A 12,830-nucleotide genomic window follows, 5' to 3' on the forward strand; every position below is an offset into this window, starting at 1 on the left:
ACATGAGAAATCACCGATTACAAGTTCACAAATTAACCATTTTATCCATGATGATTGCCCTTGACGTAGTCCTTACGCCTATCTTTCGGATTGAGGGTATGGCACCGATGTCCAGTGTAGTTAATATTCTGGCAGGAATCATGATGGGACCTGTTTATGCCTTGGTCATGGCTACAGTCACAGCCTTTATCCGTATGACGACTCAAGGGATTCCGCCTTTAGCACTTACAGGAGCGACTTTTGGAGCCCTTCTTGCAGGTCTCTTTTATAAGTACGGTCGGAAATTTCACTATTCTGCTCTAGGAGAAATTTTGGGAACAGGTATTATTGGTTCTATTGTTTCTTATCCTGTTATGGTACTTTTTACAGGATCGGCTGCTAAGCTTAGCTGGTTTATCTACACTCCTCGATTTTTCGGAGCAACCTTGATTGGTACAGTGATTTCCTTTATTGCCTTTCGATTTTTAATCAAGCAGGAATTCTTTAAAAAAGTGCAAGGATATTTTTTCAGTGAAAGGATAGACTGATGCAGGCATTTACAAATCCCTTTCCTCTAGGCTCTAGTTCCCTAATTCACTGCATCACCAATGAGATTTCTTGTGAGATGCTGGCAAATGGGATTTTGGCTCTGGGATGTAAACCAGTTATGGCAGATGATTCCCGTGAGGTTCTTGATTTTACTAAGCAAAGCCAGGCCCTCTTCATCAATTTGGGGCATTTGTCTGCTGAGAAGGAAAAAGCAATCCGTATGGCAGCTTCTTATGCAGCTCAAGTTTCTCTCCCAATGGTAGTAGATGCGGTTGGCGTAACGGCTTCATCCATTCGTAAGAGCTTAATTAAAGACCTTTTAGACTACAGCCCTACGGTCCTTAAAGGAAACATGTCGGAAATTCGAAGTCTTGTTGGCTTAAAGCACCACGGCGTTGGGGTAGATGCGAGTGCTAAAGACCAAGAAACTGAGGATTTACTTCAAGTCTTGAAAGACTGGTGTCAGACCTATCCTGGTATGTTATTCTTAGTTACTGGTCCTAAGGACCTCATCGTTTCGAAGAATCAGGTCGCTGTACTGGGAAATGGCTGTGCTGAATTAGACTGGATAACAGGGACAGGAGACTTGGTTGGAGCTTTAACAGCTGTTTTTCTCAGCCAAGGAAAGACTGCCTTTGAAGCTTCTTTCCTAGCGGTTTCTTATCTCAATATCTCCGCTGAGAGAATAGTTGTTCAAGGAATGGGATTGGAAGATTTTCGATACCAAGTACTCAATCAGCTTTCGCTCCTCAAAAGAGATGAAAATTGGCTAGATGCCATCAAAGGAGATGTTTATGAATAGAGAGGCGCTTAGACTGTATCTAGTAACCAATCGCTACCAAGATTCCTTGGAAAGCTTTCTTGAAAAGGTTGAGACGGCTTGCCGTTCAGGGGTTACTATAGTCCAATTGCGAGAAAAAAATCTTACAACCAATCAATATTATCAACTGGCAAAACAAGTCAAGGAAATAACAGATTCCTATCAGGTACCCTTGATAATCGATGATCGCTTGGATGTCTGTCTCGCAGTTGATGCTGCTGGTCTGCATATCGGAGACGATGAACTACCAGTTTCGGTTGCCCGACAAGTCTTGGGCCCTGAAAAAATCCTCGGTGTTACAGCTAAAACTGTAAAAAGAGCCCTTGAGGCAGAAGAAGGGGGAGCAGATTACTTGGGGACAGGAGCCATTTTTCCGACCACGACCAAGGAAAATGCGCCTATCACCCTGATTTCAACCTTGAAAACAATTTGCCAAAGGGTCGCCATTCCAGTAGTTGCTATCGGAGGTTTAACTTCGGAGAACATTGACCAACTTATGGGCACTGGCATAGCTGGTGTAGCTGTAGTGCGTGATTTGATGCAGGCAGAAGATATAGAGACAAAAACGCAAGCCTTTTTGACAAAGTTGGATGACATTATTTTCTAATTAATACTCAATGAAAATCAAAGAGCAAACTAGGAAGCTAGTCGCAGGTTGCTCAAAGCACAGCTTTGAGGTTGCAGATAAAGCTGACGTCGTTTGAAGAGATTTTCGAAGAGTATAAAAACTCTCTAATTCCCTTAAAGTAGGAACTAGAGAGTTTTTTTAATCTTTAAAGCTTGTATGGTTAACTGGGCCAGAACCATGACCGAGTTGAGGGGCGTCTTGGATGGCTTTCGTGATAAAGGCCTTGGCTTTATCGACTGCTTGATAGAGGGTTTTCCCTTTGGCTAGTTCAGCAGTAATCACTGCAGCAAAGGTACATCCAGTACCATGTGTATGACAGGTTTGAATTCGTGGACTTTCCCAGACAAATTGGTCCTCCTTGGTAAAGAGGAAATCCTTGGCACCGCCTTCGAGATGGCCTCCTTTGATGACAACAGACTGAGGACCAAATTCTTTTAAAATCAGGCGACCGGCACGCTGCATGTCTTCAGGATCATGGATTGAAAAACCAACAATCTCTTCTGCCTCAGGAAGATTGGGTGTAATAATAGTTGCAAGGGGAAGTAGATTTGTTTTTAGGTAGTCTCTGGCACTGGTATCAATCAGGGTGTCTCCGCTTGTTGCGACCATAACAGGGTCAAGGACGTAGGGACAATCCAGCTTTTTAAGATAGGGCTGGATGATTTCCATAATTTCGGTAGTTGCCAACATCCCAGTTTTTACAGCCTGAGGCTTGATATCCGAAAAGACACTCTCCAATTGGGCTTTCAACATTTGAGGAGAAACGTGCTCGATTAATTGAACGCCTCTGGTATTTTGAGCGACAAGACTGGTCACAACGGCCATTCCATAGACATCTCTAGCTTGGAACGACTTTAAATCAGCCATAATGCCAGCACCACCACTAGGGTCAGTCCCTGCAATGGTCAAAGCAACGGGTAAATAAGTCATCTAAAACCTCCCAACCAACTGAAGTTTGTATTCTTAAGAACAAGCTAGTTTGTTTCAGGAAGGCAATAGAAGACTGCTAGTCCCCATTATCATTTCCACTTCCATCAGCTAGCATTACCTAGATTGAGTCAAAGGGTCTAACAGTCGTTAATCTCAGCTTTACGCACCCCTAGTGGTTGTTTTCTTTTTTCTTTAGTATAGCATATTTTTATTGTTTATATAGTAATATTTGACTGGAAATCCTTTATCAAATGATTAAAATTCTATTTTTAAAGAAAAGATTAATTTCATAGTTGACAAATGTAGATTTTTGAAGTATACTAATAACTGTAATCGACAAATGTAGATTTTGGAGGTGTGATTATGCAGATTTCAGATGCAGAATGGCAGGTCATGAAGATTATTTGGATGCAAGGGGAACAGACTAGTACGGATTTGATCAGGGTTCTGGCGGAGCGGTTCGACTGGTCCAAGTCAACCATTCAAACTCTTTTGGCTCGTTTGGTTGAGAAAGAGTGTTTGACTCGGAAAAAGGAAGGCAAGTTCTTTGTCTATTCAGCCCTTTTAACTTTGGACCAAAGTCAGGATTTACTTGTCCAAGATATCAAGGACAAGGTTTGTTCTCGTAGGATTAAGAACTTGTTGGCTGACTTGATTGCCGAATGTGATTTTACTCAGGCTGACTTGGAAGACTTGGAAGCTGTGGTTTCTGAGAAGAAATCAAGCGCTGTAACAAAAGTAAAATGTAATTGTATGTAAAGGAGACGTCATGTTAAATAGTATTGTAACCATTGTTTGTATTGCCCTTATCGCCTTTATCTTGTTTTGGTTTTTCAAAAAGCCTGAAAAATCTGGACAAAAGGCCCAGCAAAAAAACGGCTACCAAGAGATTCGAGTGGAAGTCATGGGGGGCTATACGCCTGAGTTGATTATCCTCAAGAAATCAGTGCCAGCCCGCATTGTCTTTGACCGTAAGGATCCTTCACCCTGTCTGGACCAAATTGTTTTTCCAGATTTTGGTGTACATGCGGACCTGCCAATGGGTGAAGAGTATGTAGTGGAAATCACGCCTGAGCAGGCTGGAGAGTATGGTTTCTCTTGTGGCATGAATATGATGCACGGCAAGATGATTGTAGAATAGGAGAATGATATGACTGAAATTGTAAAAGCAAGTCTTGAAAATGGTGTTCAAAAAATCCGTATCACGGCAGACAAAGGCTACCATCCAGCCCACATTCAACTGCAAAAAGGAGTTCCTGCTGAGATCACCTTTCACCGTGTGACACCTTCAAACTGTTATAAGGAAATTCTGTTTGAAGAAGAAGGCATCTTGGAACCAATCGGCGTAGACGAGGAGAAAGTCATTCGTTTTACACCTCAAGAATTAGGTCAACATGAATTTTCTTGTGGTATGAAGATGCAAAAGGGAAGTTATACAGTTGTTGAGAAGACTCGAAAATCTCTATCACTTTTACAGCGTTTTTGGATTACTAGTATCTTTACTGTGCCTCTTGTAATCCTCATGATTGGGATGTCGACAGGAGGAATTAGTCACCAAGTCATGCGTTGGGGCACCTTTTTAGCCACAACACCGATTATGCTAGTAGCAGGTGGTCCTTATATCCAAAGTGCTTGGGCTAGTTTTAAAAAGCACAATGCCAACATGGATACCTTGGTTGCTCTGGGAACCCTAGTGGCCTATTTCTATAGCTTAGTTGCCCTCTTCGCTGGCCTCCCCGTTTACTTTGAAAGTGCTGCCTTTATCTTCTTCTTCGTTCTTATGGGGGCCGTTTTTGAGGAGAAAATGCGGAAAAATACTTCCCAAGCTGTGGAGAAATTACTTGACTTGCAGGCTAAAACAGCAGAAGTATTGCGTGAGGATAACTATGTTCAAGTCCCTTTGGAGCAAGTCAAGGTAGGTGACCTGATTCGAGTGCGTCCCGGTGAAAAGATTGCGGTTGATGGTGTCGTAGTAGAAGGTATCTCTAGTATTGATGAGTCTATGGTGACAGGTGAGAGTCTGCCTGTGGACAAGACAGTTGGAGATACCGTCATTGGTTCAACCATCAATAATAGTGGAACACTTGTTTTTAGAGCAGAAAAAGTTGGTTCAGAGACTGTTTTGGCTCAGATTGTGGATTTTGTGAAGAAAGCTCAGACAAGTCGTGCGCCGATTCAGGACTTGACGGATAAAATTTCAGGGATTTTTGTTCCAGTAGTTGTCATTTTAGGGATTGTGACCTTTTGGGTTTGGTTCGTCTTGCTCAGGGATAGTGTAGTTGTGCTTGGAGCGAGCTTTGTGTCTTCGCTTCTCTATGGAGTAGCAGTTCTGATTATTGCCTGCCCTTGTGCATTGGGACTTGCAACACCGACAGCCCTTATGGTGGGGACAGGTCGCAGTGCCAAGATGGGAGTTCTCCTCAAAAATGGAACGGTTCTACAGGAAATCCAGAAAGTCCAAACTATTGTTTTTGATAAGACAGGAACTTTGACGGAAGGGAAACCTGTGGTCACAGATATCATCGGCGACGAAGTAGAAGTGCTTGGATTGGCAGCTTCCTTGGAAGAAGCTTCTCAACACCCATTGGCTGAGGCTATTGTTAAGCGAGCGACTGAAACTGGACTTGAGCTTCACACTGTGGAAAATTTCCAAGCCTTGCACGGAAAAGGTGTTTCAGGGCAAATCAATGGAAAACAAGTTTTGCTTGGAAATGCTAAAATGCTGGATGGCATGGATATTTCTAGCACTTATCAGGAAAAACTAGAACAACTGGAAAAAGAAGCTAAGACAGTTGTGTTCTTGGCTGTTGAGAATGAAATCAAAGGCTTGCTTGCTCTGCAAGATATTCCTAAGGAAAATGCCAAGCTTGCCATCAGTCAGTTGAAAAAACGAGGTCTTAAAACAGTCATGCTGACAGGAGACAATGCAGGTGTGGCGCGTGCCATTGCCGATCAGATCGGAATCGAAGAGGTCATTGCAGGTGTCTTGCCAGAAGAAAAAGCCCATGAAATCCATAAACTACAAGCGGCTGGCAAGGTAGCCTTTGTTGGTGATGGGATTAATGACGCTCCGGCCCTCAGTGTTGCAGATGTGGGAATTGCTATGGGAGCTGGAACAGATATTGCCATCGAGTCAGCAGATTTGGTGTTGACAACTAATAACCTCCTAGGAGTGGTACGTGCCTTTGACATGAGTAAGAAAACTTTTAATCGTATTCTGCTCAATCTTTTCTGGGCCTTTATCTACAATGTCGTCGGAATTCCGATAGCAGCAGGAGTATTTTCTGGTGTTGGGCTGGCCCTCAATCCAGAACTGGCAGGTCTAGCCATGGCCTTTAGTTCTGTATCCGTTCTGACCAGTTCCCTTCTCTTAAACTTTAGTAAAATAGATTAAAAGCGGGCTTGCTCGCTTTTTATACTCTTTGAAAATCTCTTCAAATCACGTCAGCTTTATCTGCAACCTCAAAGCTGTGCTTTGAGCAACCTGTGGCTAGCTTCCTAGTTTGCTCTTTGATTTTCATTGAGTATTATAAAACAGAAGCTAAAAAATTTTTCAAACTGTACTGCAATAGAGAATAGAAACTTCTGAGCAGATTCTTAGTAAAGTCAAAATAAATGTGATAAATTAGTATTGTAAAAATTTACTGAAACGTTTTCAAAAACTATATGAAACCTTTTTTAGTAGATTTAAAAATATTTGAAGGAGAGTTATCATTATGACTCAAGGGAAAATTACTGCATCTGCAGCAATGCTTAATGTATTGAAAACATGGGGCGTAGACACTATCTACGGTATCCCATCAGGAACACTCAGCTCATTGATGGATGCTTTGGCTGAAGACAAAGACATCCGCTTCTTGCAAGTTCGCCACGAAGAAACAGGTGCTCTTGCAGCGGTTATGCAAGCTAAATTCGGCGGCTCAATCGGGGTTGCAGTTGGTTCAGGTGGTCCAGGTGCGACTCACTTGATTAACGGTGTTTACGATGCAGCTATGGATAACACTCCATTCCTAGCAATCCTTGGATCACGTCCGGTTAACGAACTCAACATGGATGCTTTCCAAGAATTGAACCAAAACCCAATGTACAATGGTATCGCTGTATATAACAAACGTGTAGCTTACGCTGAGCAATTGCCAAAAGTAATTGACGAAGCTTGCCGTGCTGCAGTTTCTAAAAAAGGTCCAGCTGTTGTTGAAATCCCAGTAAACTTCGGTTTCCAAGAAATCGACGAAAATTCATACTATGGATCAGGTTCATACGAGCGTTCATTCATCGCTCCTGCTTTGAACGAAGTTGAAATCGACAAAGCTGTTGAAATCTTGAACAATGCTGAACGTCCAGTTATCTATGCTGGTTATGGTGGTGTTAAAGCTGGTGAAGTGATTACTGAATTGTCACGTAAAATCAAAGCACCAATCATCACAACTGGTAAAAACTTTGAAGCCTTTGAATGGAACTATGAAGGTTTGACAGGTTCTGCTTACCGTGTTGGTTGGAAACCAGCCAACGAAGTGGTCTTTGAAGCAGACACAGTTCTTTTCCTTGGTTCAAACTTCCCATTTGCTGAAGTTTACGAAGCATTCAAGAACACTGAAAAATTCATCCAAGTCGATATCGATCCTTACAAACTTGGTAAACGTCACGCCCTTGACGCTTCAATCCTTGGTGATGCAGGTCAAGCAGCTAAAGCTATCCTTGACAAAGTGAACTCAGTTGAATCTACTCCATGGTGGCGTGCAAACGTTAAGAACAACCAAAACTGGCGTGATTACATGAACAAAATCGAAGGTAAAACTGAGGGTGAATTGCAATTGTATCAAGTTTACAATGCAATCAATAAACATGCTGATCAAGACGCTATCTACTCAATCGACGTAGGTGACACTACTCAAACATCTACTCGTCACCTTCACATGACACCTAAGAACATGTGGCGTACATCTCCACTCTTTGCGACAATGGGTATTGCCCTTCCTGGTGGTATCGCTGCTAAGAAAGACAATCCAGATCGCCAAGTATGGAACATCATGGGTGACGGTGCATTCAACATGTGCTACCCAGACGTTATCACAAACGTTCAATACGACCTTCCAGTTATCAACGTTGTCTTTTCAAATGGTAAATATGCCTTCATCAAGGACAAATACGAAGACACAAACAAACACTTGTTTGGTTGTGACTTCCCTAATGCTGACTATGCGAAAATCGCTGAAGCGCAAGGTGCTGTAGGATTTACAGTTGACCGTATAGAAGACATCGATGCAGTTGTTGCAGAAGCTGTTAAATTGAACAAAGAAGGTAAAACTGTTGTGATCGATGCTCGCATCACTCCACACCGTCCACTTCCAGTAGAAGTACTTGAATTGGATCCAAAACTTCACTCAGAAGAAGCAATCAAAGCCTTCAAGGAAAAATACGAAGCAGAAGAACTCGTACCATTCCGTCTCTTCTTGGAAGAAGAAGGTTTGCAATCACGCGCAATTAAATAATTTCTCTCGTCGAAAATCAAAGATAAATTTATAGACTTCTTTATTAGATTACTGCCGACGATTCCATCATTGAAACCATAAATTTCAATGATGGAATCTAGTGTGGAGCCTAGAAAAAGTCCCAAAGGATTTTTCGTAGTTTGATGAGCAAAGATTTGCCATCAAACTTGGTTTAACCTTGTTTATTCTTTGATTTTCATAGAGAGAAACTTAAAAAGATCGGAGCAATCCGGTCTTTTTCTGGAGGATAGTAAATGGATTTAAATCAATTAGATATTATCGTTTCAGATGTTCCCCAAGTCTGTGCTGACTTGGAGCGTATTTTGGATAAAAAGCCCGATTATGTTGATGACAGTTTTGCTCAGTTTACGATTGGCAGTCACTGTCTGATGTTGTCCCAAAATCATTTGATTCCTTTGGAAGATTTTCAGTCAGGAATCATTCTTCATATCGAGGTTGAGGATGTAGACCAGAATTACCAACGGTTGAAAGAACTTGGTATCCAGGTTTTAAACGGACCAACTGTAACCGATTGGGGAACAGAGTCCTTATTAGTTAAAGGGCCTGCTGGTCTAGTGATTGATTTTTATCGTATGAAGTAGGTAATTCTATTATCAAATTTTTTATCTAAACATTCTTGGAGTGAAACTTAAAAAGATCGGAGCAATTCGATCTTTTTTGTATTTATGCGACTTTCAGTCCGTCTCGCTCCGTTAGGTGCGAGACAAAAAACCACCCGTTTTCACGGGTGGTTATGATTTCTACACTTATTGTTTGGCTTCCTGTTTTAATTGTTGCACCTGTTCCTCGTACTGGACAAGCTCCCTGTCTTTTATATTGATAGTCGCTTCTGCTTCAGCAATGCGGCTTCTCAGATCTTGAGTCTTGTTATGGTGATAGCTAATACCAATAGCACTACCAGCAATGATCCCGATTACTAGACAAGTAAAAATCACCAAAATCAAGGGAGCAGATAGTTGTGTAAAGACAAGACTGACAGTTACTGTTTGACGATTGAGTAGACCAAATGAGATCACAATGACTAATAAGCTCAAACCGCCAATTAGATAAGCCTTATCTTTCAGTGACAATTCATTAAATTTTTTTAGCATAAGTTCCTTTTCTCCTGACTATGTTGATAGAAAACTACACACCATTTAGGTATTAACAAAATTCATTTTACTAGAAAATTTCGATACTGTCAATAATTTCTAACGGCTTATTTACCATCAATCAATCGATTCATTGAAAAGGAGTATTCATTTTCTAATATTTGATTGAGTAAACAGAACGGAGCAATTCGGTCTTTTTTCTGTTCCCTCTTTCTTATAACAAGATTGTGATAGTTTATATCTTTATAACAAAAGTTTTAAAGACTTGATTGTTTTGAAAGAATATTTTAAAATAAGATTCAGTAAAAATGAAAGAGGTTTTGAAAATGTCTGAAAAACAAATGAAAATTTTAGGTTGGGTAGCGACCTTTATGTCTGTTATGATGTATGTGTCTTACTTCCCACAAATCATGAACAATCTGGCTGGTCAAAAAGGAAATTTCATCCAGCCCTTGGTTGCTGCCATCAACTGTAGTCTCTGGGTTTACTACGGTCTTTTCAAAAAAGAAAGAGATATCCCCCTTGCAGCAGCTAATGCACCAGGTATTATTTTTGGCCTAGTGACGGTTATTACAGCTTTGATTTAAAAGGAACAGAGGAGACTAGTTTTCAGTCTTCTTTTTTGTTTCAGGGGAGGCTATTTACTTTTTCTAGAGGATAATTTTTTAAAAAACAATCTGATAAACTTAAATAGTAGAATAGTATCAGTATGTCACAGTATTTTATAAGAAAAGGTTTACAGAATAAGTTATAATATAAGTAAATGAACAAGCAAATAAGAAAGTGAGTAGAGTTATGACCGAAAAACTGACTTTTCCGGATGGTTTCTTGTGGGGCGGAGCGACAGCTGCCAACCAGTGTGAGGGTGCTTATAATTTAGAAGGTCGTGGATTGGCGAATGTGGATGTCGTCCCCATCGGTCCAGATCGTGAAGCCATTATCACAGGTCAGAAAAAGATGTTTTCGTTTGAGGAGGGCTATTTTTACCCAGCCAAGCAAGCTATTGATATGTACCATCATTACAAGGAAGATATTGCCCTTTTTGCGGAAATGGGCTTTAAGACTTATCGTCTATCCATTGCTTGGACTCGGATTTTTCCTAAGGGCGACGAAACAGTGCCAAATGAAGCTGGTCTAGCCTTTTATGAGGATTTATTTAAGGAGTGCCACAAGTATGGTATCCAACCTCTGGTGACTATCACTCATTTCGACTGTCCTATGCACTTGATTACAGAGTACGGTGGTTGGCGCAATCGTCGGATGTTAGACTTCTATGAAAAACTTTGTCGCACACTCTTTACCCGCTATAAGGGTTTGGTCAAATATTGGCTTACCTTCAACGAAATCAACATGATTCTCCATGCCCCCTTTATGGGAGCTGGGCTCTGTTTTGAAGAAGGAGAAAATCAAGAACTGGTTAAATATCAGGCTGCACACTATGAGTTGGTAGCTTCAGCTCTTGCGACAAAGATTGCCCACGAAATTGACCCAGAAAATAAGGTGGGATGTATGTTGGCTGCAGGGCAATACTATCCTAACACAGCCCATCCAAGAGACTACTGGGCAGCCATGGAGGAAGACCGCAAGAGTTACTTCTTCATTGATGTTCAAGCGCGTGGGGAATACCCAAACTACGCCAAGAAGCAGTGGGAGCGTGAGCGAATCGAGATTCAAATGACTGCAGAAGATTTAGAGTTGTTGAAGGACAATACTGTTGACTTTGTTTCCTTCTCTTACTATGCAAGTCTAGTAGCCTCAGGTGATCCAGAAGTTAAAGAATTAACTGCTGGAAATATCTTTGCCTCTCTCAAAAATCCTTATCTTGAATCCTCAGAATGGGGATGGCAGATTGACCCACTTGGTCTTCGTATCACCCTCAATGCTATCTGGGATCGTTACCAAAAGCCAATGTTCATCGTGGAAAACGGTCTAGGTGCTATGGATACACCGGATGAGAATGGTCATGTAGCAGATGACTATCGGATTGCTTACTTAGAGGCTCATATCAAGGCCATGCGAGATGCCATTTACCAAGATGGCGTTGACTTGCTTGGTTATACGACTTGGGGCTGTATCGATCTGGTTTCAGCTGGAACAGGCGAAATGAACAAGCGCTATGGCTTTATCTATGTAGATCGAGATAATGCTGGTCATGGAAGCCTCAAACGTAGCAAGAAGAAATCCTTCTACTGGTACAAGGATGTCATTGCCAGCAATGGTGCAAGCATTGAGTAGAGCACATTTGTTCACTATTTTTATAAAATCTTCTCCCTACTTTATAATATGTGAAAAAGAGTTCAATTAGATGGAGCTTTTTGCTATAATGAGGGGAGAAAAATCAGACAGGAGATCGACATGTCAGAACCATTATTTTTACAATCAGTTATGCAAGAAAAAATCTGGGGTGGAACCAAGCTACGTGATGAGTTTGGTTACGACATCCCAAGTGAAAAAATCGGAGAATATTGGGCCATCTCAGCCCATCCAAATGGAGTCTCTAAAGTTGCCAATGGACGCTACCAGGGAACAGACCTCGCTACTTTGTATGCGGAACATCGTGAATTGTTTGGCAATCGTCCTGAGCCTGTATTTCCACTTTTGACTAAGATTCTGGATGCCAACGACTGGCTCAGTGTCCAAGTTCACCCAGACGATGCCTATGGACTAGAGCATGAAGGTGAACTTGGAAAAACAGAATGCTGGTACATTATCGCAGCGGATGAAGGTTCAGAAATTATCTATGGTCACAATGCCAAGTCAAAAGAAGAACTCCGCCAGCAAATCGAGGACAAGAACTGGGATGCCTTGTTGACAAAAGTTCCTGTAAAGGCTGGAGATTTCTTCTATGTACCAAGTGGCACCATGCACGCTATCGGAGCAGGAATTTTGATTCTTGAAACTCAGCAATCTAGCGATACCACTTACCGTGTCTATGACTTTGACCGTAAGGATGATAATGGCAACTTGCGTGAACTTCACCTTGAAAAATCTATCGATGTCTTGAACATTGGTGAGCCTGCAAATAGCCGTCCTGTAACTGTTAAAGCAGATGATTTGCGTTCCACTCTCCTTGTATCCAATGATTTCTTTGCAGTTTACAAGTGGGAAATTACTGGAAAAGTTGACTTCGAAAAGACAGCTGACTACAGCTTGTTTAGTGTCTTAGCTGGTCAAGGTCAACTGACTGTTGACGGAAAAAACTATCCAATCCAAAAAGGTAGCCACTTTATCCTACCAAGTGATGTTGAAGCTTGGACCTTGGAAGGACAAGATTTGGAATTGATTGTTAGCCATCCATAAAAAAGAAAGGGCCTGAGTTC

General features: G+C 41.5%; 13 protein-coding genes and 1 riboswitch. Of the genes, 11 read left to right on the forward strand and 2 right to left on the reverse strand.

From position 1 onward, the window contains the following. Positions 1 to 2: 2 nt before the first annotated feature. Genes thiW through thiE form a run of 3 tightly spaced genes read left to right on the forward strand, consistent with a single transcriptional unit; the run spans position 3 to position 1,955 of the window. Positions 3 to 527: an energy coupling factor transporter S component ThiW gene (thiW, locus tag ACLNCP_RS05720; protein ID WP_033687208.1), complete on the forward strand. Its 525-nt coding sequence runs from the start codon at positions 3 to 5 to the stop codon at positions 525 to 527. Next, positions 527 to 1,330 (forward strand): hydroxyethylthiazole kinase, encoded by an 804-nt coding sequence (locus tag ACLNCP_RS05725; protein ID WP_261014294.1) that lies wholly within the window; start codon positions 527 to 529, stop codon positions 1,328 to 1,330. Before thiW ends, ACLNCP_RS05725 begins: the two co-directional genes overlap by 1 nt. Beyond that, complete coding sequence (gene thiE / locus ACLNCP_RS05730) at positions 1,323 to 1,955, forward strand: thiamine phosphate synthase (protein WP_261048115.1); 633 nt, start codon at positions 1,323 to 1,325, stop codon at positions 1,953 to 1,955. Before ACLNCP_RS05725 ends, thiE begins: the two co-directional genes overlap by 8 nt. Before the next feature lie 159 nt (positions 1,956 to 2,114). On the opposite strand, the gene thiD is transcribed toward thiE, so the two are convergent. Further along, positions 2,115 to 2,906, reverse strand: coding sequence for a bifunctional hydroxymethylpyrimidine kinase/phosphomethylpyrimidine kinase (gene thiD / locus ACLNCP_RS05735; protein ID WP_000221741.1), 792 nt, complete (start codon positions 2,904 to 2,906; stop codon positions 2,115 to 2,117). Between the two features lie 83 nt (positions 2,907 to 2,989). Then, positions 2,990 to 3,087: riboswitch (TPP riboswitch) on the reverse strand. Between the two features lie 182 nt (positions 3,088 to 3,269). Here thiD and ACLNCP_RS05740 point away from each other — a divergent pair. The 5 genes from ACLNCP_RS05740 to ACLNCP_RS05760 all read left to right on the forward strand — a co-directional run bounded on the left by ACLNCP_RS05740 (position 3,270) and on the right by ACLNCP_RS05760 (position 9,000). Continuing rightward, positions 3,270 to 3,665 carry a CopY/TcrY family copper transport repressor gene (locus tag ACLNCP_RS05740; RefSeq protein ID WP_060806248.1) on the forward strand — a complete coding sequence of 132 codons (396 nt, stop codon included), beginning with the start codon at positions 3,270 to 3,272 and terminating at the stop codon, positions 3,663 to 3,665. 10 nt (positions 3,666 to 3,675) lie between these two features. Continuing rightward, positions 3,676 to 4,047, forward strand: a complete 372-nt coding sequence (locus tag ACLNCP_RS05745) for a cupredoxin domain-containing protein (protein WP_000935077.1) — start codon at positions 3,676 to 3,678, stop codon at positions 4,045 to 4,047. Between the two features lie 9 nt (positions 4,048 to 4,056). Further along, positions 4,057 to 6,300: a heavy metal translocating P-type ATPase gene (locus ACLNCP_RS05750; protein WP_424844166.1), complete on the forward strand. Its 2,244-nt coding sequence runs from the start codon at positions 4,057 to 4,059 to the stop codon at positions 6,298 to 6,300. A gap of 322 nt (positions 6,301 to 6,622) precedes the next feature. Next, positions 6,623 to 8,398: a pyruvate oxidase gene (spxB, locus tag ACLNCP_RS05755; RefSeq protein WP_045607209.1), complete on the forward strand. Its 1,776-nt coding sequence runs from the start codon at positions 6,623 to 6,625 to the stop codon at positions 8,396 to 8,398. 254 nt (positions 8,399 to 8,652) lie between these two features. Next, on the forward strand, positions 8,653 to 9,000 hold the full coding sequence (locus tag ACLNCP_RS05760; protein ID WP_150922309.1) for a VOC family protein: 348 nt from the start codon (positions 8,653 to 8,655) through the stop codon (positions 8,998 to 9,000). 165 nt (positions 9,001 to 9,165) lie between these two features. On the opposite strand, the gene ACLNCP_RS05765 is transcribed toward ACLNCP_RS05760, so the two are convergent. Continuing rightward, complete coding sequence (locus ACLNCP_RS05765; RefSeq protein WP_000913393.1) at positions 9,166 to 9,510, reverse strand: lipopolysaccharide assembly protein LapA domain-containing protein; 345 nt, start codon at positions 9,508 to 9,510, stop codon at positions 9,166 to 9,168. Between the two features lie 326 nt (positions 9,511 to 9,836). On the opposite strand from ACLNCP_RS05765, the gene ACLNCP_RS05770 reads away from it, so the two are divergent. The 3 genes from ACLNCP_RS05770 (at position 9,837) to manA (ending at position 12,810) form a co-directional block, all read left to right on the forward strand. Next, a complete protein-coding gene (locus ACLNCP_RS05770; protein ID WP_001291472.1) occupies positions 9,837 to 10,097 on the forward strand; it encodes a SemiSWEET family transporter in 261 nt (86 codons plus the stop codon). A gap of 208 nt (positions 10,098 to 10,305) precedes the next feature. Further along, on the forward strand, positions 10,306 to 11,745 hold the full coding sequence (locus ACLNCP_RS05775; protein ID WP_000136868.1) for a 6-phospho-beta-glucosidase: 1,440 nt from the start codon (positions 10,306 to 10,308) through the stop codon (positions 11,743 to 11,745). A 120-nt stretch (positions 11,746 to 11,865) separates the two neighbouring features. Beyond that, positions 11,866 to 12,810 (forward strand): mannose-6-phosphate isomerase, class I, encoded by a 945-nt coding sequence (gene manA / locus ACLNCP_RS05780; protein ID WP_023947250.1) that lies wholly within the window; start codon positions 11,866 to 11,868, stop codon positions 12,808 to 12,810. Positions 12,811 to 12,830 lie beyond the last annotated feature (20 nt).

It is taken from the genome of Streptococcus sp. CL6.35 (assembly GCF_049737915.1).
In the GTDB taxonomy this organism is placed as follows: Bacteria; Bacillota; Bacilli; order Lactobacillales; family Streptococcaceae; genus Streptococcus.